Source organism: Plantactinospora sp. KBS50, from assembly GCF_002285795.1.
Lineage (GTDB): Bacteria > Actinomycetota > Actinomycetes > Mycobacteriales > Micromonosporaceae > KBS50.
Genome location: NZ_CP022961.1, coordinates 1,419,812 through 1,444,253, shown reverse-complemented (window position 1 = coordinate 1,444,253; position 24,442 = coordinate 1,419,812). Strand labels below are relative to the sequence as shown.

22 protein-coding genes are annotated in these 24,442 nt (G+C 75.4%); 7 read left to right on the top strand and 15 right to left on the bottom strand.

What is annotated here, in order from left to right:
* Nucleotides 1–9: 9 nt before the first annotated feature.
* Both CIK06_RS06610 and CIK06_RS06605 read right to left on the bottom strand, forming a co-directional pair.
* Nucleotides 10–789 (bottom strand): electron transfer flavoprotein subunit beta/FixA family protein, encoded by a 780-nt coding sequence (locus tag CIK06_RS06610; RefSeq protein WP_095564071.1) that lies wholly within the window; start codon nucleotides 787–789, stop codon nucleotides 10–12.
* A gap of 239 nt (nucleotides 790–1,028) precedes the next feature.
* Nucleotides 1,029–1,439 carry a hypothetical protein gene (locus CIK06_RS06605; RefSeq protein ID WP_095564070.1) on the bottom strand — a complete coding sequence of 137 codons (411 nt, stop codon included), beginning with the start codon at nucleotides 1,437–1,439 and terminating at the stop codon, nucleotides 1,029–1,031.
* A 161-nt stretch (nucleotides 1,440–1,600) separates the two neighbouring features.
* Here CIK06_RS06605 and CIK06_RS06600 point away from each other — a divergent pair, with 161 nt between their 5' ends.
* The 5 genes from CIK06_RS06600 (at nucleotide 1,601) to CIK06_RS06580 (ending at nucleotide 8,250) form a co-directional block, all read left to right on the top strand.
* Complete coding sequence (locus CIK06_RS06600; RefSeq protein ID WP_095564069.1) at nucleotides 1,601–1,993, top strand: YidH family protein; 393 nt, start codon at nucleotides 1,601–1,603, stop codon at nucleotides 1,991–1,993.
* Complete coding sequence (locus tag CIK06_RS06595; RefSeq protein WP_095564068.1) at nucleotides 1,990–2,307, top strand: DUF202 domain-containing protein; 318 nt, start codon at nucleotides 1,990–1,992, stop codon at nucleotides 2,305–2,307. The genes CIK06_RS06600 and CIK06_RS06595 overlap by 4 nt, the downstream gene beginning before the upstream one ends.
* A gap of 123 nt (nucleotides 2,308–2,430) precedes the next feature.
* Nucleotides 2,431–2,799: a PLD nuclease N-terminal domain-containing protein gene (locus tag CIK06_RS06590; protein WP_095564067.1), complete on the top strand. Its 369-nt coding sequence runs from the start codon at nucleotides 2,431–2,433 to the stop codon at nucleotides 2,797–2,799.
* A 100-nt stretch (nucleotides 2,800–2,899) separates the two neighbouring features.
* A complete protein-coding gene (locus tag CIK06_RS06585) occupies nucleotides 2,900–6,214 on the top strand; it encodes a BTAD domain-containing putative transcriptional regulator (protein ID WP_095564066.1) in 3,315 nt (1,104 codons plus the stop codon).
* 116 nt (nucleotides 6,215–6,330) lie between these two features.
* The gene (locus tag CIK06_RS06580; protein ID WP_095564065.1) at nucleotides 6,331–8,250 is read left to right on the top strand and encodes a hypothetical protein; all 1,920 of its coding nucleotides are present in this window, start codon (nucleotides 6,331–6,333) and stop codon (nucleotides 8,248–8,250) included.
* A 78-nt stretch (nucleotides 8,251–8,328) separates the two neighbouring features.
* Here the strand turns inward: CIK06_RS06580 and CIK06_RS06575 are convergent, their stop codons facing one another.
* Both CIK06_RS06575 and CIK06_RS06570 read right to left on the bottom strand, forming a co-directional pair.
* Nucleotides 8,329–9,951 (bottom strand): acetolactate synthase, encoded by a 1,623-nt coding sequence (locus CIK06_RS06575; protein ID WP_095564064.1) that lies wholly within the window; start codon nucleotides 9,949–9,951, stop codon nucleotides 8,329–8,331.
* Nucleotides 9,952–10,104: 153 nt separating this feature from the next.
* The gene (locus CIK06_RS06570) at nucleotides 10,105–10,878 is read right to left on the bottom strand and encodes an enoyl-CoA hydratase/isomerase family protein (RefSeq protein WP_095564063.1); all 774 of its coding nucleotides are present in this window, start codon (nucleotides 10,876–10,878) and stop codon (nucleotides 10,105–10,107) included.
* Nucleotides 10,879–11,110: 232 nt separating this feature from the next.
* On the opposite strand from CIK06_RS06570, the gene CIK06_RS06565 reads away from it, so the two are divergent.
* Nucleotides 11,111–11,593: a DUF6232 family protein gene (locus tag CIK06_RS06565; protein ID WP_095564062.1), complete on the top strand. Its 483-nt coding sequence runs from the start codon at nucleotides 11,111–11,113 to the stop codon at nucleotides 11,591–11,593.
* Nucleotides 11,594–11,609: 16 nt separating this feature from the next.
* On the opposite strand, the gene CIK06_RS06560 is transcribed toward CIK06_RS06565, so the two are convergent.
* The 4 genes from CIK06_RS06560 to CIK06_RS06545 form a co-directional block, all read right to left on the bottom strand.
* Nucleotides 11,610–12,782, bottom strand: coding sequence for an AI-2E family transporter (locus tag CIK06_RS06560; RefSeq protein ID WP_095564061.1), 1,173 nt, complete (start codon nucleotides 12,780–12,782; stop codon nucleotides 11,610–11,612).
* Between the two features lie 118 nt (nucleotides 12,783–12,900).
* Nucleotides 12,901–13,803 carry a ribokinase gene (locus CIK06_RS06555; protein ID WP_095564060.1) on the bottom strand — a complete coding sequence of 301 codons (903 nt, stop codon included), beginning with the start codon at nucleotides 13,801–13,803 and terminating at the stop codon, nucleotides 12,901–12,903.
* Nucleotides 13,804–13,852: 49 nt separating this feature from the next.
* Nucleotides 13,853–14,725, bottom strand: coding sequence for an ABC transporter ATP-binding protein (locus CIK06_RS06550; RefSeq protein WP_369916108.1), 873 nt, complete (start codon nucleotides 14,723–14,725; stop codon nucleotides 13,853–13,855).
* Between the two features lie 205 nt (nucleotides 14,726–14,930).
* Nucleotides 14,931–16,103, bottom strand: coding sequence for an ROK family transcriptional regulator (locus CIK06_RS06545; RefSeq protein ID WP_095564058.1), 1,173 nt, complete (start codon nucleotides 16,101–16,103; stop codon nucleotides 14,931–14,933).
* Between the two features lie 173 nt (nucleotides 16,104–16,276).
* Between CIK06_RS06545 and CIK06_RS06540 the strand changes: the two genes are divergently transcribed.
* Complete coding sequence (locus CIK06_RS06540; protein ID WP_095564057.1) at nucleotides 16,277–17,728, top strand: glycoside hydrolase family 3 N-terminal domain-containing protein; 1,452 nt, start codon at nucleotides 16,277–16,279, stop codon at nucleotides 17,726–17,728.
* A 379-nt stretch (nucleotides 17,729–18,107) separates the two neighbouring features.
* Here the strand turns inward: CIK06_RS06540 and CIK06_RS06535 are convergent, their stop codons facing one another.
* The 7 genes from CIK06_RS06535 to CIK06_RS06505 form a co-directional block, all read right to left on the bottom strand.
* A complete protein-coding gene (locus CIK06_RS06535) occupies nucleotides 18,108–19,619 on the bottom strand; it encodes a cation:dicarboxylate symporter family transporter (protein WP_095564056.1) in 1,512 nt (503 codons plus the stop codon).
* A gap of 11 nt (nucleotides 19,620–19,630) precedes the next feature.
* Nucleotides 19,631–20,362: a DedA family protein gene (locus CIK06_RS06530; RefSeq protein ID WP_198348124.1), complete on the bottom strand. Its 732-nt coding sequence runs from the start codon at nucleotides 20,360–20,362 to the stop codon at nucleotides 19,631–19,633.
* Nucleotides 20,363–20,372: 10 nt separating this feature from the next.
* On the bottom strand, nucleotides 20,373–20,828 hold the full coding sequence (locus CIK06_RS06525) for a hypothetical protein (protein WP_095564055.1): 456 nt from the start codon (nucleotides 20,826–20,828) through the stop codon (nucleotides 20,373–20,375).
* 137 nt (nucleotides 20,829–20,965) lie between these two features.
* Nucleotides 20,966–22,033 carry a molybdopterin-dependent oxidoreductase gene (locus CIK06_RS06520; RefSeq protein WP_232534059.1) on the bottom strand — a complete coding sequence of 356 codons (1,068 nt, stop codon included), beginning with the start codon at nucleotides 22,031–22,033 and terminating at the stop codon, nucleotides 20,966–20,968.
* Between the two features lie 128 nt (nucleotides 22,034–22,161).
* The gene (locus CIK06_RS06515) at nucleotides 22,162–22,941 is read right to left on the bottom strand and encodes a bifunctional 2-polyprenyl-6-hydroxyphenol methylase/3-demethylubiquinol 3-O-methyltransferase UbiG (RefSeq protein ID WP_095564053.1); all 780 of its coding nucleotides are present in this window, start codon (nucleotides 22,939–22,941) and stop codon (nucleotides 22,162–22,164) included.
* Nucleotides 22,938–23,642, bottom strand: coding sequence for a DUF2064 domain-containing protein (locus CIK06_RS06510; protein WP_095564052.1), 705 nt, complete (start codon nucleotides 23,640–23,642; stop codon nucleotides 22,938–22,940). The genes CIK06_RS06515 and CIK06_RS06510 overlap by 4 nt, the downstream gene beginning before the upstream one ends.
* Complete coding sequence (locus CIK06_RS06505; protein ID WP_095564051.1) at nucleotides 23,639–24,295, bottom strand: glycosyltransferase family 2 protein; 657 nt, start codon at nucleotides 24,293–24,295, stop codon at nucleotides 23,639–23,641. The genes CIK06_RS06510 and CIK06_RS06505 overlap by 4 nt, the downstream gene beginning before the upstream one ends.
* Nucleotides 24,296–24,442 lie beyond the last annotated feature (147 nt).

The window sequence follows — 24,442 nt, the reverse complement described above, 5'->3', positions numbered from 1 at the left end:
CTCCACCCCTCAGACGAACTTCTCGGTGGCGAGGTACTCGACCAGCGCCACGCCGCCGGAGCCCTCGTCGGTCACCTTCTGGCCGCCGGAGCGCGGCGGACGCTTGCTGTGCTCGACCACGGCGCTGGTGGCGCCGGCCAGGCCGACCTCGTCGGCCGGGATCCCGAGGTCCGCCAGCGACAGCGTCTCGACCGGCTTCTTCTTGGCCGCCATGATCCCCTTGAACGAGGGGTACCGGGGCTCGTTGATGGTGTCCCAGACCGAGACGACCGCCGGGGTGCTGGCCGTGACGACCTCGTAGCCCTCCTCGGTCTGCCGCTCGATGGTCAGCGTGCCGCCCTCGACCGTGAGCTTCCGCGCACCGGTCAGCGCCGCGATGCCCAGCCGCTCGGCCAGCATGTGCGGCATGACCTGCACGCGGCCGTCGGTGGACTCCGCACCGCAGAGGACCAGGTCGGCGCCGAGCCGGCGCAGCGCCGCCGCGAGCACCTTCGAGGTGGCCGGGGCGCAGGAGCCGTGCAGCGCGTCGTCGGTTACGTGGACGGCCTTGTCGGGACCCATCGACAGCGCCTTGCGGATTGACTCGGCGGCCCGCTCCGGTCCCATCGTCAGCACCGTCACCTCGCCGCCGTTGGCCTCCTTGAGCCGCAGCGCCTCCTCGATGGCGTACTCGTCCATCTCGTTGATGACGTTGCTTGCCGAGCCGCGGTCGACCGTGTTGTCGTCACTGCGCAGGTTCCGGTCTGCGCCCGAGTCGGGCACCTGCTTGACGAGTACGACGATATTCATCGCGCTTCGACGACCTCCTGTCGATTTTGCCCCTCAACGCCGCTGCTGGCGCCGGTTCCCGGTGCCCATTCTCCGCCGGCAGCCTTCCCGGTCCGGAAACGTCAGGTCAACCGCGTGCGCTTGTGCGGTTGACCACCCGCCATGTTACCCACTGGTAGGTTCGGGCATGTGACGGCCCGAGGTGACGCGGCTCACCGCCGGGCGGGCGCACCGGCGCGGCGCGGCCGGACGGCGCCTCGTCAGGGCGTGACCTCCAGCGCGGCCAGCACCTCGGCCAGCGCGGTCGCCTCCGCCTCGCTCGTGCCCGCGGAGGCCCGCGCGACCTGGTGCGCGGCCGCGACCACCGTCGCCTGGTACCGGCCCAACTCCGCCGGGGCGTGCTCGCGGAGCAGTTCCACCGACCGGCGCAGGGCCGGCAGGACGACCTCCTTGACCGCCACCGGGTCGGCCGGCAACTGCGGCAGCGGGCCGGTGGTGAGGACGTCGCGGACCAACCCGGAGGAGCCGGCGATGGTGTCCGAGGCGGCGAAGCTCTCCTTGATCATGGCGAACGGCCCCGGCTCGGCGTTCGAAACCAGGAAGACCGCGCCGTACGCGGCGGTCTTCAGGGTCATCCGCTCATCGGCGGCCAGCCGGTCATCCACAGTCACGCAGTGTAGACGTACGGTGCGGTCACGGTGATCGGTACCCGCCCGGGACATGCCGGGATCGGCCGATTCCGCGCCGGTACGCCCCGGCGGACCGGGGCCGCAACGCGGCGGTCCGGCAGCTCGTTTCGGCTGGTCACGCCGTCCGTTGGATAATCGCGCTCGTGTGGAGCGCTATCAGGCAGTGGTTCGACCCGCATGAGTTGCGGGAGGTGGGCAGCACCCCCGACTACCGGTTCTCGCTGGCCAACGAGCGCACCTTCCTGGCCTGGTTGCGCACCGGGCTCGCGCTGATCGCCGGCGGGCTCGGCGTCGCCCAGTTCCTGCCCCGGATGCCGGTCCAGCACCTGCGCGAGGCGCTGGCGGCGGCGCTGCTGCTGCTCGGTGCCGTGGTTGCGGTCCGGGCGGTCGATCACTGGGCCCGCACCGAGCGGGCCATCCGGCTCGGCGAGGAACTGCCGGTGTCCCGCTTCCCGGCCGTGCTGGCCCTGGTGGTCGGCCTCGGCGCGGTGGTGCTGATCGTGCTCCTGCTCGCCACCGGCGGCCCCGGCAGATGACCGGCGACCCGGGCCTGCAGCCCGAACGCACCCGGCTGTCCTGGCGCCGCACGGCGCTGGCGCACGCCGTGGTCGTGCTGCTGCTGGTCCGGCTGGCCCTGCGGCACGGCCCGGCCGGCGCCCTGCCGGCGGTCGCCGCCGTCGCCGCGGTCGCGGGCTGGGCCCTCGTCGTGACGGTCAGCTACCGCCGGATGGCCGGCGATCCGCGGGACCGGGCCCCCGAGCGGGTACCCGCCGGCGGCGCGGCACTGCCCGTCGCCGCCGCGGTGGCCGCCGGCTACGCGGTCCTGGGCATCGTGCTGCTGGTCCGGTAGCCCAGGCGATCCGGGCCGCCGGCGACGCGGCGACCGGGCCGTCGGCGGCCGGCGCGGCAAAGTCCGCGGGTGAAGGTCGGACAGAAACTAGGCGACCCGCTCCGGATGAGCCATCATTGGCGCATGGTCCGGGTGCTCATGCTGCTCTTCCTGGTCGAGCTGGTGCTGACCGGGCTGGCCATGGTGAGCTGCCTGTCCGTCGAGTCGGGCCGCAGCATCCGGGTGCTGCCCCGGGCGGCCTGGGTGGTGGTGATCCTGATCCTGCCGATCGCCGGGGCCGTTGCCTGGTTCACCGCCGGGCGCCCGGCACCGGCCCGCACGCCGGTGGCGCGCCCCGCCCGCACCGGACCGGCCGCGCCGGACGACGACCCCGAGTTCCTCCGCTCGCTGGCCCGCCGGGACCGCCGGGAACGCGAGCTGTTCGAGCGCTGGGAGTCCGACCTGGGCGGCCCGGACGCCGCCAGCGGCGAGGGCACGGATCCGCCCCGCTGAGCCCCGAATCCGGATCGGGACCCCGAGGTACGGATCGGCGTCCCGGGCCGCCGCCGGGGGCGGCACCGGATCCTGGCCGCAGGCCGGCAGAATCGACCACGTGCAGATCGCGGTGCTCGGCCCGGTGGCGGTCGTGGGTGACGACGGTACGCCGGTACCCGTCGCCGGCACCCGGCTGCGGCGACTGCTGATCCTGCTGGCGCTCGACCCCGGTCGGGTGGTGGCCACCGGCCGGTTGGTCGCCGGGCTGTGGGCCGGGTCCCCGCCCGCCGCCGCCGCGAACGCGTTGCAGGCGCTGGTGTCCCGGCTCCGCCGGATCCTCCCGGACGGCGCGGTGGAGTCGCACCCGACCGGCTACCGGCTGGCCGTGCCCGCCGAGGCCGTCGACCTTGTCCGGTTCGAGCGGCTCGCCGCGACCGGACGGCGGTTGCTGCCCACCGACCCCGGCCGCGCCGACGCCGTCCTGACCGAGGCGCTCGACCTCTGGCGCGGGCCGGCCCTGGCCGACCTGGACGGCGCCGAGGTGACCGCCGGGCTGCTGGCCCGGATCGACGAGGTCCGGCTGGGCGCCGTCGAGGACCGGATCCAGGCGCGGCTCGCGCTGGGCGCCGCGGACGCGCTGGTGCCCGAACTGCGCGACCTGGTGACCGCGTACCCGCTGCGGGAGCGCCCGGCCGCACAGCTCATCCGGGCGCTGCGGGCCGCCGGGCGGACCGCCGAGGCGCTGTCCGCGTACGAGCGGTTCCGGGCCGAACTCGCCGATCAGCTCGGCGTGGACCCCTCCGCCGAACTCGCGGCGCTGCATCTCGACCTGCTGCGTACCCCGGATCCGGCGCCGACCCTCGGCGGCCCGGCGGGTGCCGACCGGGCCGGTGCCGACCGGGCCCGTGCGCCGGGTGCAGGGCCGGCGACCGCCCCGCGCGATCGCGCCACCGGGCCGGCCGACGCCGCGCCGCCACCGGTGACGTCCAACCTGCCCGCGCCGCTGAGCAGCTTCGTGGGTCGGGAGCAGGACCGCGCGAGGGTCGCCGCGCTGGTCCGCGCGTCCCGGCTGACCACGCTGACCGGGCCGGGAGGTGCCGGCAAGACGCGACTGGCGGTCGAGTCGGGCCGGGCCCTGCTCGGCGACGCCCCCGGTGGGGTGTGGCTGGTCGAGCTGGCCCCGGTGACGGATCCGGACGAGGTACCGCACACCGTCCTTTCCGCGCTCGGCCTGCGCGAGCAGGCCCTGGTGGCCGGCAACCGCGCCCGGGTGCCGGCGGCCGAGCCCGTCGACCCGATCGACCGGCTCGCCGCCGCCATCGGAAGCCGCCGGCTCGTGCTGATCCTGGACAACTGCGAGCACCTGATCGACGCGGCGGCCCGGCTCGCCGGCCGGCTGCTCGGCGCCTGCCCGCAGCTTCGGGTGCTGGCCACCAGCCGGGAACCGCTGGGCATCACCGGCGAGGCGCTGCGCCCGGTCGACTCGCTGGCGCTGCCACCGCCGGACGTCGGTGCCGAGCGGGCGCCGGACTACCCGGCCGTACGGCTGCTCATCGACCGTGCCGCGGCGGTGCGGCCGGGCTTCGCGGTCACCGCCGACACGGTGGCCGCGGTGGCCGGGATCTGTCGCGCCCTGGACGGGATGCCGCTGGCCATCGAGCTGGCCGCGGCCCGGCTGCGCTCGATGACACCGGCCCAGCTCGCCGCCCGGCTGGACGACCGGTTCCGGCTGCTCACCGGCGGTAGCCGGACCGCCCTGCCCCGGCACCAGACGCTGCGGGCCGTCGTCGACTGGAGCTGGGACCTGCTGGACGGCTCCGAACGGGCGCTGCTGCGCCGGCTGTCGGTCTTCGCCGGCGGCGCCACCGGGGAGGCGGTGGAGCGGGTCTGCGCCGGCCCGGACCTGGCCGCGGAGGACGTCTTCGACCGGCTCACCGCGCTTGTCGACAAGTCGCTGGTGGTGCTGGTGGACGGTCCGGCACCGCGGTACCGGCTGCTGGAGACGATCCGGGAGTACGGCCTGAGCCGGCTGGTCGAGGCCGGCGAGGCGGACCGGGTACGCCGGACGCACGCCGAGGAGTACCTGGCCGTCGCCGAGGCCGCGGACGCCCACCTGCGCGGGCCGGACCAGCTGGCCTGGCTCGGCCGGCTGTCGGCCGAACACGACAACACGATCACGGCCCTGCGCTGGGCGATCACCGCCGACAAGGCCACCGCGATCCGGTTCGTCGCGGCGCTGGGCTGGTACTGGTGGCTGCGCGGACACCGCGTCGAGGGCGTCGGGTACGCCCGGCAGGTGCTGGGCGACCCGGAGGCCGAGGCGCAGGCGCCGGCCGAGTCGTACGCCCACGCGTACGCGGTGACGGCGATGCTGGTGATGGCCGCGGGTCAGGGTGACCTCGCCGAGGGGCAGGCCTGGCTGAGCCGGGCGGCCGCCCTGGCCGGGCCGCATCGGGCGCACAATCCGCTGCTGCGGCTGATCGAGCCGACCGCCGCGGCGATCGAGTCGTACTTCTCCGGGCCGCAACTGGACATCATGGACAGGCTCTTCGACGACCCGGACGTCTGGGTCGCATCCACCGCCCGGATCTTCCACGCCCTCTCCGAGCAGAACCTCGGCCGCCCGGACGAGACCGCCGCGGCCCACCTGCGGGCGGCCGCGGCCGGCTACGCCGCGCTCGGCGAACGGTGGGGAAGCGCGTTCAGCCTGATGGGGCTGGCGGACCTGATCTCCCGGCGCGGCGATCACGGCCAGGCCGCCGAGTGCTACCAGCAGGCGCTGAGAATGCTGCACGAGCTGCGGATCGCCGAGGACGTGCCGGAGGTGCAGGCACGGCTGGCGCACGAACTGTGGCACCTGGGCGAGCACACCCGCGCCCTGGAACTGCTGGCCGAGGCCGAACGCGAGGCCGAACGGCTCGGCTCGGACGACTCCCGCGCCGCGGTCGTCTACACGCACGCGGACATCCTGCGTTCCACCGGGGACTGGCCGGCGGCCCGGGAGCGGCTGGACCGCGGCGCCGAACTGCTCGAAGGCAAGCGGACGGCGCAGCAGACCCGGGCGGTGTTCTGCTCCTCCCGGGCCGTGGTGGCCGGGGCCGACGGCGACCTGGCCGCCGCCCGGACCATGCACGCCGAGGCGCTGCGGCTGGCCTTCGACTCGCACGACGCGCCGGTGATCGGCATCGTGCTGGTCGGGTACGCCGACCTGGCCCTGCGGGCGGGCCGGCCCGAATCGGCGGCGGTGCTGCTGGGGGCCGCGGCCGGGGTGCGCGGCGGCGGGCCGGACCGGTCGCTGCTGGACGGCCGGCGGATCGAGGCGGCGGTCCGGGAGGCGCTCGGCCCGGCGGGCTTCGCCGACGCCTACGCCCGCGGGCTGCCCACCACGGCCGACGGCGCCGCCGAGTTGGTCCGGGCCGCGCTCGACGGATGACGGTGCGACAGCGCGGGAGCGGCGTACCGGAAGCTCACCGCTCGCCTATGATGAGCCGCTGATCCCGGCCCACGGACCGTCGGCCCGGCGTCTGCCATCACCCTTTGAAGGAGCCCATGATGACGGCATCGGAGACCGCCGCCGCGTCCCCGCCCGTGGCGGACGCCGGCAGTCCGGGCAGCGTCCCGCCGGCCGAGCCGGCCGCCGCCACCGGCGATGTCGCGCTCGTGGACGGCCCGGCGCCGGTCGCCGCGGCGCCCGGAACGGCCGGGGACCCCGGGGGCGCGTCCGGTACGGCCGAGGGCCGGATCCGAGCAGCGTGGCGCTGGCTCCCCGACCTCGCCGCCGTGCTCGCCTACCTCGGCGCCGCGATGGTGCTGACCGGCCGGCTGTGGCGGGATCCGACCGGGCGGGCGTCCGGGGCCAACCCCACCGACGCCACGCTGTTCCACTGGATGCTGGCGCACTCGGCGCGGGTCGTCTCGCACCTGGAGAACCCGCTGCTCAGCGACCGCATGAACCAGCCCGAGGGCATCAACGTGATGGCCAACACATCCATCCTCGGCCTGGGCCTCCCGCTCTCCCCTGTCACGATGATCTGGGGACCGGCGGTGTCGTTCCTCGTGGTGGTGGTGACCGCCCTCGCCGGCACCGCCGTGGCCTGGTATTTCGTTCTGTCCCGGCACCTGACTGAGTCCCGGCTGGCCGCCTTCGTGGGCGCCGCGCTCGCCGGTTTCTGCCCCGGCATGATCTCGCAGGCCGGCGGCCACCCGCACATCGCCGTCCAGTTCCTGGTACCGCTCATCCTCGCCGGGGTGCTTCGGCTGGGTGCCAGCACCCGGCCGGTGCGGCACGGCGTGATCCTCGGGCTGCTCATCGCATACCAGGTGTTCCTCGGCGAGGAGACGCTGTTCATCACGGCGTTGGTCGGCGCGATCGTGCTGGTCGCCTGGGTGATCCAGCGACGCCGCGAGGTGGGGCGCCGGTGGCGGCCGTTCCTGATCGGGACGGCCACGGCCGGACTGGTGGCCGCCGTACTGGTCGCGTACCCGCTGTACGTCCAGTTCTTCGGACCCGGCAACTACCGGCACGTGCCGGGCATCAAGAACTACGGCGCCGACCTGCTCTCGTTCGTCAACTACTCGCCGTACAGCCTCGGCGGCGACCCCGAGGCGCCGCTGCGGCTGGCCCGCAACACGACGGAGTTGAACACCTTCTACGGCTGGCCGCTGCTGATCGCCGTCCTCACCATCGCCGTCTGGCTGCGACGCCACCTGTGGGTCCGGATCGCCACCGTGGTCGCGGTGGTGCTGATCCCGCTGTCCTGGGGGTACGACATCCTCATCGACGGCCGTTACACCGGCGTGGCCGGCCCGTGGGCGCCGCTGGTGGAGGCTCCGCTGTTCGAGTCGGTGGTGACGAGCCGGCTCGGCATCATGGTCGGCGCCGCGTTCGGCGTGCTGGTCACGATGGCGCTGACCGAACTGCTCCGCGGCGACCTGCGCCGGCCGCTACGGATCGCGCTCGGGCTGCTGCTTGTCGGCACGATGCTGCCGCTGATCCCCCGGCCACTGCCGATCTCCCCCGCGGTCCGGATGCCGGTGTCCCTGGCGGACGGCCGGTGGCGGGACTACCTCTCCGAGGACGCGGCACTGATGCCCGTACCGCCGCAGAAGCCGGAGGTGGTCCGCACGATGGCCTGGGCCGCCAACACCGGGTTGGGCTTCAAGGTCAGCCACAGCTACGTGCTGGGACCGGACCCGGTACGCGGCGGCGGCTGGGCGCAGTTCCACACCGACCCGAACGCCACCGACACGATCCTGAACACCGTGGCGAGCACCGGCCAACCAGCCACCATCACCGACGCCGAGCGCGCGCAGGCCCGCGTCGACCTCCGGAACCGGCACGTCGGGCTGCTGGCCCTGACCACCACCCGGGGGAACGCCGGTGCGCTCAAGACCACCGTCGACGACCTGCTCGGACAGTCCGGGCAGCGGGTGGGCGGCATGTGGCTGTGGAAGGTCGACCCGAACTGAACAAGCGCGGCCCCCGGCCGCGCGCCGGGGTCGAAACCGTCGGCCGGCGGGTCCGCACGGACCCGCCGGCCACCGCGGTCAGGCCAGGTTGGAGGACCGGGGGTACGCGTCGGACGGGTCGGTCAGCACGTTGACCAGGTACGGCACCCCGGCGTCGAACGCCCGCTGCAACGCGGGTGCGAGGTCGGCGGACTTCGCCACCGTCTCCCCCGCGCCGCCGAGCGCCCGGACCACCTCGTCGTAGCGCAGGCCCGGCTGGAGGTCGGCCGCCACGTCGTATCCGTACATGGCCTGCATCGGGTGCTTCTCCAGCCCCCAGATGCCGTTGTTGCCGACCACGATCACCACCGGCAGCTTCTGCCGGACCAGCGACTCCACGTCCATCAGCGAGAAGCCGGCGGCGCCGTCGCCCATCAGCACGCAGATCTGCCGATCCGGGTGGCTGACCCGGGCACCCATCGCGTAGCCCATGCCGGTGCCGAGGCACCCGTACGGGCCGGGGTCGAGCCAGGTGCCGGGCTGGGCCGGCTCCAGGTAGCGGCCGGCGTACGAGACGAAGTCGCCGCCGTCGCCGATCGTGATCGCGTCCGGGGCGAGGATCCGGCGCAGTTCGCCGTACACCCGGGCCGGCCGGATCGGGTCGGTGTCGGCGGCCGTCTCGGCGGCGTCCCGTTCCCGGGCCGCGTCCTCGGCGGCCCGCAGGTCGGCGATCCAGCTTCCGTGGTCGGCGCGGTCGCCCGGGTGGTCGGCCAGCGCGGAGAGGATCAACCGCAGGTCGCCGGCGGGCGCGGCGGCCGTCTCGACGTGCCCGGCCCGCTGCGACGGCGCGTCCACGATGTGTACGACCCGGGCGTCGCCGAAGTCGCCGAAGCTCAACCGGAAGTCGAGCGGGGTGCCGATCACCGCGACCACGTCGGCGCCCCTGAGCGCGGCGCGGCGGGCCTTCGCGAAGGCGAGCGGATGCGCCGGCGGCAGCGCGCCGCGGCCCATCCCGTTGGTGAAGACCGGAATCTGGAGCGCCTCGGCGGCCTCGCGCAGCGCCGCCACGGCGTCCCCGGCGTACACGTCGGAGCCCGCGATGATCACCGGACGCTCGGCGCCCGCGAGCAGCCGGGCCGCCCGGGCCACCTCGTCCGGGTCCGGCTGCACCGGCTCCACCGTGACCGCGCCCGGCACGTCCGCGTCGCCCACCGAGAAGATCACTTCGAGCGGCAGGTCGAGGAAGACCGGGCCACGGTGCGGGCTGAGCGCCGCGGTCAGCGCGGTGGTCACGGCCGCCGGGATCTCGTCGACCGAGCCCACCGTGGCGGCGTGCTTGGTCACCGGGGCCACCAGCGGGATGTGGTCGATCTCCTGGAGGCTGCCGGCTCCCCAGCGGAACGCCGGTGCCCGGCCGCCGAGCACCACGACCGGGGAGGCGTTGAAGAACGCGCTGGTCAGTCCGGAGATCCCGTTGGTCACGCCCGGGCCGGCGGTGAGCACCGCCAGCCCGGGGCGGCGCTGGAGCTTGGCCACCGCCTCGGCGGCGAACACCGCCGACTGCTCGTGCCGGACGTCGTAGATCGGGAAGCCGGCCTTGTGCGCCGCGTCGTAGAGCGGGAAGACGTGCCCGCCGGACAGGGTGAACATCTCGGTAACCCCGGACGCCCGCAGGGCCGCGAGGGCGAGTTCGCCGCCGTGCCCCTCGATCTGGTCAGCCATTCCCGCTCCCATTCGTCGGATCGCTCGGTTGCAGGTTACCGGCCAGTCGCCTGCCGCCGGCAACGCCCGGCAACGGAGTCGGCGCCCCGGCAACGGGATGATCGCCCGGGGGGGATGAGTGGGCGGGGGCGGAGTGGGCGGCCCGCGGCGGTGTCAGCGGCCGGTGAAGTCGGGCTTGCGCTTCTCGACGAAGGCGGCCATGCCCTCGCGGCGGTCGTCGGTGGCGAACAGCCCGGCGAACAGTTGGCTCTCCCAGGCCAGACCGGAGGCGAGATCCATCTCCAGGCCGCCGTCGATGGCCTGCTTGGCGGCCCGCAGCGCGTGCGCCGCTCCGGTGCGGAACGACCCCACCAGTTCCACGGCGGCGTCGTACACCTGCTCGGCCGGCACCACCCGGTCGGCGAGGCCGATCCGCAGCGCCTCCGCGGCGTCCACCATCCGACCCGTCATGATCAGCTCCTTGGCCCGGGCCGGACCGACCAGCCGGGCCAGTCGCTGGGTGCCGCCGGCGCCGGGGATCACGCCGAGCTTGATCTCCGGCTGGCCCAGCTTCGCGTCCTGCGCCACCACCCGCCAGTCGCAGGCAAGCGCCAGCTCGCAGCCGCCGCCGAGGGCGTACCCGGTGATGGCCGCGACCACCGGCTTGGGAATGCGGGCGATCGCGTCGAAGGCGCCGGAGAGCGCCGGCGCCCGCTCCGCCATGTCGGCGTACGACATCGCCGCCATCTCCTTGATGTCGGCCCCCGCCGCGAACACCTTCTCCCCGCCGTACACGATGACCGCGCGGACGCCGGAGTCGGCGGTGACCGCGACGGCCGCGGCCCGCAGTTCCTCCTGCACCTGGGTGTTCAGGGCGTTCATCGGCGGGCGCTCCAGCCGGATCGTGCCGATGCCGTCCCTGATCTCCACCCGGACGAAGTCGTCCACGCTGACCCCACCTTCTTCCGTGCCGCGGGCCGGCCACCGTGGCCGCTCCGGTACCGCGAGCCCACATTACGGCCCGGCCGGTACGCCGCCACCCCGGCCGGTACGCCGCCACCCCGGCCGGGACGGCGGCGGCTGCGGCGGCTGCGGCGGCTGCGGCGGCGGCGGCGCACCGGCGGCGGATCCGCGCTCGCGCAGGGTGGACGGCGTTGACACGGAGCGCTTTGCTGGAGGGGTGACGCTCTACTACCGGGACGACTCGGTACAGGTCACCTCCGAGATGATCTGGAGCAACGGCACGACCGTACGGGTCGCCGACGTGACGTACGTCTGGCATGCCCGCGGGCGCTCCTCCGCCCGGGTGCGGTCCCGGCTGCTCGTCCGCGGCGGCGTGGTCTTCCTGCTGTCCGTCCCGCCGCTGGTGGCGCTGGTCTGCGTGGTCTCGCTGCTGTACGCGGCGCAGGACCGGCACCGCTGGGGGCTGGTCATCGCGATCCTGGCCATCGGCGCCGCGGCCAGCCTGGCGATGATCCCGTTCCTGGAGTTCCCGCTGGGCTGGCTGGACCGTTCCTACAGTCGCGGCGGCGGGGTGCAGGAGCTGTGGATACAGACCCGGGGCACCGAGATCCTGCTGTTGCGCACCAGCGACGCGCAGCGGTTCGGCCAGGTCTACCGGGCGGTGCAGCGGGTGGTCGAGCACCGGACCGACCCGCGGTGACGGGAACGGGCAACCGTCAGGACCGGTCCAGCCGCGGGAAGACGGTCTCCTGGAGCACGATCCGGATCGACGCGGCGATCGGGATGGCCACCAGCGCGCCGACGACGCCGAGCACGGCGGCGCCGAGCAGCACGGCGACCAGGGTCACGGTGGCCGGCACCGCCACCACCCGGCCGACGATCTTCGGCACGATCAGGTAGTCCTCGGCCAGCCGGAATCCCGCGTAGAAGGCGCCGGTGGCCAGCGCCACCGGGAACGAGACGGTCAGCGCGACCAGCGAGACGATGATCCCGCCGACCGTGGAGCCGACCACCGGGATCAGGTCGAGCAGCGCCACGGTCAGCGCCAGCAGCAGCGGGTACGGCACGCCGAACGCGAGCAGCCAGGCGAAGGTCCCGACGCCGGCGATCACCGACGTGATCAGGTTGCCCAGCACGAACCCGCCGACCCGGGTGAACACCTCGTCGCCGATGAGGATGGCCCGGGGGCGCCGGCTGTGCGGGAAGAACCGGTAGATCAGCCGCCGGATCCGGGGCAGGTCGATCAGGAAGTAGACGGTCAGAACCAGCACCGTGAGGGCGGCGGCGGTGGCGCCCAGCACCATCCGGCCGGCGCCCAGCAGCCGGGTGGCGACGTCACCGCCGCCGCCGGCGACCAGTCGCTCGGCCTGCTCCAGGAGGTGAAACCGGGAGTTGAGCCGCCCGATCGCGGAGTGCTGGTCCCGCGCCGCGTGCAGGTAGCCGGGTGCCTCCCGGACGAACTGCTCGGTCTGCCCCACCAGCGGCGGGATCGCGGCGGTCAGAAACCCGGCGGCCACGGCCAGCATCCCGGCCGTGACCACCCCGATGGCCAGCCCGCGCGGCATCCGCCGGGTCAGCAGCCGGACCGGCGGGTCCAGGCCGATCGCCAGGAACAGCGCCAGCCCGATCAGCACCAGTACCTCGCGGCCCGCCGAGAGCAGTTCGATCCCGCCGTACGTCGTCGCCACGCCCGCCGCGCCGAGCAGCCCGATGAGGTACGGCGACCGCCGGTCCAGCGGCCGGCCGGGGCGGCCCAGCGGCGCCTGGTCGGTGCTGGTCCGGGCCGCCTCGCCCTCGGCACCGGCCAGCGGGGACGGGTCGGGGCCGGCCGCCGCGGACCGATCCCGCCCGCCGTCGCCGCCGTCGTCCGCCTCCGGTGACCTGGTCATCGCCTCCCAGCATCCGCCGTGCCCGTCGGCGGTGGAGGCGGTTCGCCGCGTCCCCCGACGCCGCGCCGGGCACGCTGGGTGGGTTGCGGCGGGATGCGGCCGGATGCCCCTTTTCCGGTCAGCCGACCGGCGGCCGGTACAGGGCGTCGATCTCGGCCCGATCGGGCATGGCGACCGAGGCGCCGAGCCGGCGGGCGCTGGCGGCGCCGGCGGCGGCGGCCCAGTGCGCGGCGTCGACCAGGTCCCGCCCCTGCGCCCAGGCGACCGCGAGCGCGCCGGTGAAGGCGTCTCCCGCCCCCGTGGTGTCGACCGACTCGACCGGTACCGGTGGGATGTGCCGGACCGGCTCGCCGCGGGCGGCGTACCAGGCGCCGGCCGGGCCGGCGGTCAGCAGCGCCCGGGGTACGGTCGCCAGCAGCGCGCCGGGGTCCTCCCGGCCGTGCCCGCAGATCGCCGCGGCCTCCCGCTCGTTGACCACCAGCAGGTCCACCAGTTCGGTCAGCTCGGCCGGCAGTCGCATGGCGGGCGCCGCGTTGAGCACCACCGGCACCCCGGCCCGCCGGGCCGCCCCGGCCGCCGCCAGCACGGTGTCCAGCGGGATCTCCAGCTGCGCCACCAGCACGTCCGCCGCGCAGACCACGGCGATCTCCTCGGGGCTCAACCCGGTGAACGCGGCGTTCGCCCCGGGGACCACCACGATGGTGTTCTCCCCGGCCGCGTTCACGCTCACCAGGGCCACACCGGACGAGCCGTACACCACCCGCAGTCGGGAGGTGTCCACTCCGGACGCGGCGAGCCGGGCGGTGAGCGTGACGCCGAACGAGTCCGAGCCGACGGCGCCGAGCAGCACGGCCGCGCCTCCGGCGCGGGCCGCGGCGATCGCCTGGTTCGCCCCCTTGCCGCCGGGCAGCATCACGAAGTCGCTGCCCAGCACGGTCTCGCCGGGCAGCGGCAGGACCGGCGCGGTGGCCACGAGGTCCATGTTGGCGCTGCCGAGCACCACGACACGCGGTTGCCGCATGACCCCTCCCGACCGCCAGCGGATCCCCGGCAGTGTACGGGGCCGTCGCTCAGCGGGCGCGGGCGGTGAACCGGTCGCCGGAGCGCTGCACCACGAGCGGCACGCCGAAGGTGGTGGAGAGGTTCTCGCTGGTCAGGGTGTCGCCCAACAGTCCCTGCGCGACGATCCGGCCGTCCCGCAGCAGCAGGGCGTGGCTGAACGCCGGCGGGATCTCCTCGACGTGGTGGGTGACCAGCACCATCGCCGGGGCGTCCGGGTCGGCGGCCAGCTTGGCCAGCCGGGCCACCAGGTCCTCCCGGCCGCCCAGGTCCAGCCCGGCGGCCGGCTCGTCGAGCAGCAGCAGTTCGGGGTCGGTCATCAGGGCCCGGGCGATCTGCACCCGCTTGCGTTCCCCCTCCGACAGGGTCCCGTACGAGCGGTCGGCAAGCGATCCGACGCCGATCTGGTCGAGCAGGGCCTCGGCCCGCGCCTCGTCCATCGGGTGATAGCTCTCCCGCCACCGGCCCACCACCGACCAGGCGGCGGTCACCACCACGTCGCGGACCCGTTCCTGGCCGGGGATCCGGTCGGCCAGCGCCGCCGTGGACAGGCCGATCCGGGTACGCAGTTCCGACACGTCGGTGCGGCCCAGCCGCTCACCGAGGATGTGCACGGTGCCGCTGGTCGGGTGCAGCCGCCCGGCGGCCAGGCTGAGCAGCGTGGTCTTGCCGGCTCCGTTCGGACCGAGCACCACCCACCGCTCGTCCAACTCCACCCGCCAGGTGACGTCCCGCAGCAGGTGGTTGCCGGACCTGACCACGCCGACGCCGTCGAGATCGATCACGAGGTCGTCGGTGGCGGGCGGGGGCGGTGCCGCGGCGGCACCGGCGAGCAGGTCACTAGGCACCCGCCCATCCAACCACGGGCGCGCCTGGCGCCCCACCGGCGGCGGCCGGGCCTTACCGTGTGCTGTCCGTGTCCTTGCTCACCGCTGAGCCCGCCGCTGAGCCCGCCGTCGGGCCCGCCGTCGACGGCCCCGGCGGGCGGCCGGAGCAAGCGGCCGGAACGGGCGGCCGGAACGGGCGTGGCGATGGTTTGCAAAAAGACAGCGCATCATGAAGGATTTCTTCGTGACCGTACCGCCCGGGTCAGCCCAGCGTCGACCCGAAGATCTCGTCCCGGACCGCGGCCAGCGCGGTGGCGAGCGCGCCGCGCAGCACCGGCTCGTCGGTCAGCTCCGTCACCACCACCCGCGGGGAGACCGGGGTGATCGCCGCCACCTCGTGCTGGATCCGCTCGGCCAGCGCCGAGCCACCGGCCCGGCCCACCTCGCCGGCCAGCACCACGAGCGGCGGGTCCAGCACCACGCAGGTCGCCGCGACCCCGAGCGCGAGCCGGCGGGCCACCTCGTCCAGCACCGGACCGCCCGTCGTCCCGGCGGCCACCGCGGCCCGGACCGCGGTCTCCGCGCTGCCCCGGAAGCCGTGCTCCCGGGCCACCGCGCGGACCGCCTCCGCGCCGGCCAACTGGCCGAACGGCGGCTTGCTCCGCCGGGCCGGATCCCGGGGCAGCGGCACACCCGGCACCGGCAGGTAGCCGATCTCCCCGGCCGCGCCGGTGCTGCCGTGATGCAACCGGCCGTTCAGCACGATCGCCAGGCCGACGCCGCCGCCCGCCCAGAGCAGCACGAAGTCCTCGACCCCCCGGGCCGCGCCGGCCTGCGCCTCGGCCACCGCCGCCAGGTTCACGTCGTTCTCGAACACCACCGGGGTCTTCAGGTCCTCGCGCAGCGCGGCCAGCAGCCCCCGGTGCCAGCGCGGCAGGTTGAACGCGAAGGTGATGTCGCCGGTGGCCGGATCCACCAGCCCCGGGGTGCCGAGCACCACCCGGCGGACGGTGGCCAGTTGGGCCTGGGCGGAGCCGGCCGCCTGGACCACGGCGTTGTGCACCACGCCGACCGGGTCGTCGGTGTCCCGGGTGGACTGTTCCACCCGGCCGACCACCGAACCGGTGATGTCGGAGCAGACCGCCACCACCCGGTCCGGCCCCACGTCCACGCCGACCACGTGCGCGCTGCCGGCCCGTACGGCGTACAGCTGGGCGTTGGGACCGCGACCGCCGGCCTGCTCGCCGACCCGGCTCACCAGTCCCCGCTCCTCCAGCCGCTCCACCAGCTGCGAGGCGGTGACCTTGGACAACCCGGTCAGCTCGCCGAGCTGGGCCCGGGTGAGCGGGCCGCGCGCGAGCAGCAGCTCCAACGCGGCCCGGTCGTTGAGGGCACGCAGCAGACGGGGAGTGCCGGGGAGTCGGGAGGCGCTCATGCCACGTCCTCTATTGTCAGGAAACTTTACTAACCCATAATCGGGCCGTACGGGTAGCCGTAGCGTAATGGCCGGGCCTCGGCCCGGCGCTCGGCCACCCGGCACGGGTAGCTGGAGAGACGGGCCTTTCCGGTGGGACACTCGGACCGGAGAGGTGTCGGAGGGGAGACACCGTGGGGATCGATCCCGGACTGCGCCGGCTGGCGCTACGGACGCTGCTGGCGGCCTTCACCGGCACCGAGCCGCCGGCGTGGGCGCTGGAGCTGACCGGGCAGGGGCTGGCCGGGTTCACCCTGTTCGGCCGCAACGTCGCCGATCCCCGCCAGGTCGCCGCGTGCACCGCGGCGCTGCGCTCGGCCCGTCCCGACGTGCTCATCGCGATCGACGAGGAGGGCGGCGACGTCACCCGGCTCGCGCACGCGGTGGGCAGCCCCTACCCGGGCAACGCCGCGCTCGGCGCGGTCGACGACGTGACCGCCACCGAGCGGGTCTACCGGGCCATCGGCCTCGAACTCGCCGCCCTCGGCGTCACCATCGACTTCGCCCCGACGGTCGACGTGAACAGCGCGGACGACAACCCGATCATCGGCACCCGGTCGTTCGGCGCGGACCCCGCCCGGGTCGCCGCGCACGCCGCCGCCGCGGTCACCGGCCTGCAGTCGACCGGGGTGGTGGCGTGCGCCAAGCACTTCCCCGGGCACGGCGCCACGGTCGCCGACTCGCACCACGAGTTGCCGACCGTGGACGTACCGGTGGACCTGCTGCGCCGCCGCGACCTGCCGCCGTTCGCGGCCGTGATCGGCGCGGGCGCCCGCGCCGTGATGACCGCGCACATCCGCGTCCCGGCGCTGACCGGCGAGCTGCCGGCGACCTTCAGCCGGTCCGTCCTGCACGACCTGCTGCGCATCGAGTACGGCTTCGCCGGCACCATCATCACCGACGCGCTGGAGATGAAGGGCGCCTCGCTGGCCGCCGGCGGCACCGCTGCGGCGGCCGTGCGCGCCCTGGCCGCCGGCGCCGACCTGCTGTGCATCGGCTCCGAGGTCGATGCCGACCTGGTCGAGCGGGTGGCCGCGGAGATCGTCGCGGCGCTCGGCGACGGGCGGCTGCCGGTGGCCCGGCTGGAGGAGGCGGCCGGCCGGGCGGCGGCGCTGGCCACCTGGACCGAGCCGGGCACCCCGGCCGAGCCGGTCGACGACCGCCTCGGATATGCCACCGCCCGCCGGGCCGTGCGGGTGGAGGGCGTGCTCAGCGGACTGGTCAAGCCGCTGGTGGTACAGGTCGGCTCCAGCTCGACGGTGGCCGAGGGACGGGTCCCGTGGGGCCTCGGCCCGCACCTGAACGGCGCCGAACTGCACCGGGTGGCGGTCTCCGAGGCGGATCCGGCCGCGTTGCGGGCGCTCGCCGGCGACCGGCCGATCGTGCTGGTCGGCCGGCACCTGCACCGGCTGGCCGGGGCACGCGAACTGGTGGAGGACCTGGCCGCGACGCATCCGGTGACGGTGGTGGAGATGGGTTGGCCATCGACCTGGCGGCCGGCCGGCGCCCGGGCGTTCATCACCACGTACGGCGCCAGCCACGCCAACGGACGAGCCGCGGCCGAGACGCTCGGACTGGCCCGCTGAGCACCCCGCGACCCGTGCCGCCCGGCGAATCGCTTCGCTGACCGTCAGTAGCGCCCGTCCCGGACCCGGCCCGACGGCGGTCCCCCGGTCATCCGGAAACGGCCTGCTGGCGATCCCCGAAGGGGTAATTCGGGCGAGCCATCTTGAAAGGCCATCGTCGGATACGTAGCGTTACCGGTGCGCCGCGCGAGCCACTCCGCCGGTGTCGCAGATCTCCCCGGGCGCACCACCCGTCCCGTACCGCCGTGCCGGCCCGCCGCCGGCTGGGCTCGGCGCGGCACGCCCCGACCTGGCCTGGGGATGGACGCGGACCGTGGACCCGGCGGGTCCACGGTCCGCGGGACACCGGCCGGTGCGGGGGCCACCCGGCCGGTGTTGGTCAGCGCTGGCTGGGCAGCGTCACCGACCCGGTGCCGGCCGGCTCCGTCTCCCCCTCCGCCTCGACGCCGTCCGCCGGCCCGTGCGCAGCGACCCGGTCCACCGGCCCGTCCGCGGCCGATCCGTGCGGGTCGCCCGGCCCCGCCCCGGATCCGTGCGGATCGTCGTCGAGCATCGTGCTCTCGTCGAACGGATCGTGCCCGGCCAGCACGGTGAGCGCCCGGTCGCGGTCGAACTGGCCGGTCCAGGTGCCGATCAGCACGGTGGCCACCGCGTTGCCGGCGAAGTTGGTGAGCGCCCGGGCCTCCGACATGAACCGGTCGATCCCGACGATCAGCCCCACCCCGTCGACCAGGTCCGGCCGGTGGCTCTGCAACCCGCCGGCGAGCGTCGCCAGGCCGGCGCCGGTCACCCCGGCCGCGCCCTTCGACGCCACGATCATGAAGACCAGCAGCGAGATCTGCTCGCCCACGGACAGCGGCTTGCCCATCGCGTCCGCGATGAACAGCGAGGCCATGGTCAGGTAGATGGCGGTGCCGTCGAGGTTGAAGGAGTATCCGGTGGGCACCGTGATCCCGACGACCGTCCGGTCCACGCCGGCATGCTGCATCTTGGCGATCAGCCGGGGCAGCGCGCTCTCCGAGGACGAGGTCGACAGGATCAGCAGGAACTCCCGGCCGAGATAGCCGAGCAGCCGGAACACCGAGATCCGGGCCACGAACCAGAGCAGCGCCCCGAGGACGACGAAGACGAAGATCACGCAGGTGGCGTAGAAGCCCAGCATCACCTGGGCCAGGCTCTTCAGCGCGTCGAGGCCGGTGGCGCCGACCACGGCCGCCATCGCGCCGAAGGCGCCGATCGGGGCCACCCACATGATCATCGCCAGCACCTTGAACACCACCCGCTGCAACGCGGCGATCGCGTTGATGACCGGCTCGCCGCGCGACCCCAGGCTCTGCACCGCGAACCCGACCAGCAGCGCCACCAGCAGCGCCTGGAGCACGTCTCCCTGGGTCAGCGCCGAGAAGAGCGTGTCCGGGATGACGCCGAGCAGGAAGTCGACCGTCCCCTTGGCCTCGCCGGAGGCGGCCTTCTGCCCGGCTCCGGCCAGCGCGTCGGTGAGCTGCAGGCCGGTGCCCGGATGGATCAGGTTGCCCACGACCAGGCCGATCGCCAGCGCGACCGTCGACATGAGCAGGAAGTAGCCGAGCGCGAGGCCGCCCACCTTGCCGACCTGCGCGGCCCGGCGTACCGAGCCGACGCCGAGCACGATCGTGCAGAAGATGACCGGCACGATCATCATCTTGATCAGGCTCACGAAGCCGGTGCCGAGCGGCGCGAGCTTCTTGCCGAAGTCGGGGAAGAGGAAGCCGACCGCGATGCCGAGCAGGACGGCCACGATCACGGCGAGGTAGAGGTACCGGGTGCGGTCTCGCCGGCGGGCGGGCTCCGCCGGGCGGGGCGCCCCGTCGCCCGAGCGAGGCGCCGGGGCTGCGTCGGAGGTAGTGGACATGGCCGGTGACCTTACCCCGATGTAACCCACGTCACACTTCGCCGCGCTTCATCGCCGCAGGTCGCGGCGAAAAATGATCGACAACGGTCGGGGACCCGGCGTGCCGACCGGTCAGTGCCGGTCCCCGGCACTCCCGTCCCGCCGGTGCCGGCGGGCCGACCGGATCCGCCAGGCCACGATCGCCAGCAGGACGACCACACCGGCACCGATCGCGGTGCCACGCCCCAGGTAGCGCTCCACGGTCTGGTACGAGTTTCCGGCGAGGTAGCCGGCCAGCACCACCCCGACCCCCAGACCAGGCCGCCGGCCGCGTTCCAGAGCAGGAAGCGCCGGTACGGCATGTGCGCGGCACCGGCCAGCGCCGGCATCACGGCGCGGAAGAACGCCACGAACCGGCCCAGGAACACGGCCCGGCCGCCCCGGGCGGCCAGCAGGCCACGGGCCCGGTCCAGCCGTTCGGTGTGCCGGCGCAGCACCCGGGTCTGGGTCAGCCGCGGACCCAGGTGGTGACCGATCTCGTACCCGACGCTGTCCCCGAGCACCGCGGCGAGCACGACCAGCACCACCACCGTGGTCAGCGAGACGTGCCCGAGCGCGGCGGCCACGCCACCGAGCATCGCGGCCGTCTCGCCCGGCACGACGAACCCGACGAACAGCGCGTCCTCGGCGAAGACCAGTGCGGCGACCAGCGCGTACACCAGGGATCCCGGCAACGCCAGCAGCCGGTCCAGCAGCCCGCTCACCGCCGCTACGCTACTGGTCGATCTGCCCCTCCACCGGCGGCTCGGCCCGGCCGCCGGTCCCGCCCCGGCGTGTCGCGGCGGCGCTCCGGCGGTTGCGCCGCACCGGCCACCGGGCGACCGCGACCGCGAGCGCCACGCCGATCCAGAGCGCGGCCAGCCAGACCGCCAGCCCGTGCAGGTAGTCCCGGTCCTGCAGGCCCGGATTCGGCGGCGCGGCCGCCGGGCGCCAGACCAGCGGCAGCGCCACCAGCAGCAGCGTCCCGGTCACCACCAGCCCGCCGCGCAGCCACCAGCGGACCGCCGGGCGGGGCACCAGCCGGGCCAGGGCGAGGCCGGCCAGCCCGGCCAGCGGCGCCAGGACCGCGTCGTGCAGCACCGGACCGGCCAGCAGCCAACCGCCGGCGGTCCCGAATTGCGGCCGCAGCAGCGCCAGGCCGTATCCGCCGGCGGCGACCCCGGCCAGCACCAGCGCCGCCCGGCCGGACCGAAGCCCACGGCCGGGCCGAAGCCCCCCGCCGGACCGCAGCCCACGGCCGGACCGAAGCCCACGGCCGGGCTCCGGCGGCGACCCGGCCCCGGCCGGCGCCGCCCCACCCGGCCGGCTCACCCGAGCACCTCCAGCCGGGTGACCCACTTGGTCTGCAGGACGCCGGGCCGGCTGGGCGCGATGATCCGGCACGGATACCCGTGGTCGGGGGTCAGCGGCGCGCCGGCCAGCCGCAGCGCCAGCAGGGTGCGCGGGTCCCGGACGTGCGCCGCCGGCAGGACGCTGGCCGCGTACAGCCCGGCGGGTTCCAGCGAACTCACCCGCACCGCCCGCCCGAGCGGGGCGCCGGCCGCCGCGAGCAGGTCCCGCACCGGTACGCCGGTCCAGGTCGCGGTGGCGCTCCAGCCCTCGACGCAGGCGATCGGCAGCCGCTCCGAGCGCTGCGGCAGCCCGGCCAGCTCGGCGAGGCCGAACGACCGGGTCCCACCGGGATGGACCACCATCAGCCGCCAGTCGGCCGGCAGCACCACCCCGGCCGCCGCCGCGGTCCGGTTCACCGGTACGCCCTGCGGGCCGGACCGGCCGCGCCAGGCCAGCGGGGAGCGGTCCCGCAGGCCGGGCACCGTGACCCCGGCGGTGGCCAGCACCGCGATCCCGGCCGCGCCGGTGGCGGTACGCAGGAACGCGCGCCGCTCCGCGACCACCGCCGGCCGGGCCGCGCGGTCCCCTAGCGCGGCGCCGATGACCGGCAGCTTGACGCCCAGGTGTACGGCCACGGCACCGATCGCGACCCAGGCCACCGCGTAGTGCGCGGCCGGGAAGAAGAACCGCCACGGGTACGACTGCGCCACGTTGAACAGCCCGGTGACCAGTTCGAACAGGACGGCCGCGACGAGCGCCAGGGTGGCCGCCCGTTCGGCCGTGTGGGCGAGCAGCCGGCGGACCGGGCGCAGCGGCGGGCGGGCGAAGAACCTCGGGTAGACGCTCCAGAGCTTGGCCAGCAGCAGCGGTACGGCCGCGATCCCGGAGAGCACGTGCAGCCCCTGGGTGATCCGGTAGAGCTGCGCCGGCCGGGTCGGCCAGGCGAACCAGGCCGGCGGATGCTGGGCGAGGTGGCTGGCCAACCCCGTGCAGAAGCAGAGCGCGATGGCCACCCCCAGCCACAGGCCGATCCGGGTGGTCACCGCGGGCGCGTGCGCCGGGGACCGGAAGTCCTCGGGCCGGGGGATCCGGAGGCGGGATATCCGGAGGCGGGGGATCCGGAGGCGGGGGATCCGCGGCCCTGTGGTGTTCGCCCGCGGGCCGGGGCCGGTCATCCGCGCACCAGCTCGACGAACCAGCGCCCGTCCACCGGCAGCACCCGGCGCACGGCCAGCGCACCGGCCGGGGCGTACCGGTGCACCTGGTCCACGGCGAGCCGCGCCCAGCGGAACTCCGGACTCCGGCGGATCAGCCCCCGGCGGCCCGGCTGGTACGCCAGCCGGGCCAGCCCGGACCAGCCGCCCGTGTCGGGAGCCTCGGCCTCGACCAGGGCGGTGCCGCCCGTTCGCAGCAGCGCCGCGCAGCGCCGCAGCAGCGCCGCGGGCTCACCGCCGATGCCGATGTTGCCGTCCAGCAACAGCACGTGCGCCCAGCGTCCCTCCCCGGGCAGCGCGTCGAAGACGTCCCGCCGCAGCGCCGATCCGCCCCGCTCGCGGGTCAGCCGGACCGCCGTGGCGCAGGTGTCGACGCCCAGGGCCGGTACGCCCCGCCGGGCCACCGCCTCGGTCGCCCGGCCGGGACCGCAGCCGACGTCCAGGGTCGGACCGGTGCACAGGTCCACCACCCGGTGCAGCGCCGGTTCGGCCGGGCCGTGCCAGCGGCGTACCGGCAGCGGCAGCCACCGGCCGTCGGCCTGGACCAGCCAGTGCCGCCCCGACCCGGCACCGGGGACGAGCGCCGCGGCAAACCCGGTCCGGTCCGGATCCGCGGTTCCGGCCGGGGTTCCAGCCGCGGTTCCGGCCGCGGTTCCGGTCCCGGCCAGGTCGCGGCGGCGGCCGGGCGCGCCGATCCGGGGCTCCGGTGGCCGCACGGCCGGCGGTCCGCCGATCATGCGGGCGTCCGGATCGGGACCGCCGGAGCGGCCCCGGCCGCCCCCGACACGGACGCCCCCGACACGGCCGCGGCGAACCGGCCGCCCGGAGCGGCGGCGGCCACCGACCGGGCGGCCGGCCAGGTGTCCACATCGGTCAGTTCGGGCAACGCCGCGATCCGCAGCCGCCGGGCGTGCAGCGCGGCCCGGGTCAGCCGCCCGGTCGACGGCGTGGACATCGGCACCGCGCGCAGCGCCTCGGCGTACCGGGGGTCGGCCAGCCCGAGCGCCCACCAGCCGCCGTCGGCGGCCGGGCCGAGCAGCGCGTCCACCGTCCCGAGCCGGCGGGCCGCGGCGGCCAGCAGATCCGGCGTCACCTGCGGGGTGTCCATCCCGATCTGGAGCACCGGGCGGCCCGGCGCCAGCGCCGCGGCGTCGGCGTGCGCGTTCGCCAGCCGGTCGGCCAGCCCGCTCCCCCGCTGGGCGACCAGGCGCCAGCCGGCCAGCGCGGCCCGCAGTTGCGCCGCCCGGACCGCCGCGGTCAGGTCTCCGGTCCAGGCCAGCACCGGCAGCACCCCCGGGGTCGCGCGGACCGCGTCGAGGGTGTCCAGCAGCGCCGCCGCGGCCACCGCGGCCGCCTGCCCGGGCGTCGCGGGCGGGCAGAGCCGGGTCTTGGCCAGCCCCGGAACGGGCGCCTTCGCCACCACCAGCAGCACGGTCATCGCAACACTCCCGCCATGTCCCGGGCCGCGCGCAGCGTGCCGCGTACCGAACCGGAGACCTTGGACCGGGTCCCGGCGGCCCGCCGGGCGTACCGGACGTCCAGCTCGCGGATCCGCCACCCGGCGCGGCCGGCGCGCAGCAGCAGCTCCAGCGGATAGCCGAAGGCGCGGTCGGTCACCCCCAGGTCCAGCAGCGCCGCCCGGCGGGCCACCCGGACCGGCCCGATGTCGCGCACCGGTACGCCCCGGCGGCGCAGCAGCGCGGCGATGGCAGCGTTGCCGAGCCGGGCGTGCCAGGGCCAGGCGCCGGCGGCGACCGGGACCCGGCGGCCCACCACCAGGTCCGCCGCGCCGTCCCGCACCGGGGCCGCGAGCGCGGGCAGCGCCGCCGGGTCGAGCGAGCCGTCGGCGTCCAGCACGCAGACCAGGTCCGCGGTGGCGGCCAGCAGCCCCCGGTGTACGGCCGCGCCGTACCCGCGCCGGGGCTCGTGCACCACCCGGGCGCCGTACCGGCGGGCCACCTCGGGCGAGCCGTCGGTGGAGCCGTTGTCCACCACGATCGCCCGGTAGCCGGGCGGCAGTGCGGACAGCACCCCCGGCAACGCCGCCGCCTCGTCGAGGCAGGGCAGCACCACGTCCAACGTGATCTCCATGACGGCGACGGTAGGCGGGTCCGGGCCGGCCGCGACCGGTCGCGGCGGTTACGGAACCCTTACGCCGCCGGCAGTTCTTACCGCCCGATGACGGTCCGGCCGGACCGCACCCGCAGCGCCCCGGCGGCCGTTACCGTCACCGGTCAC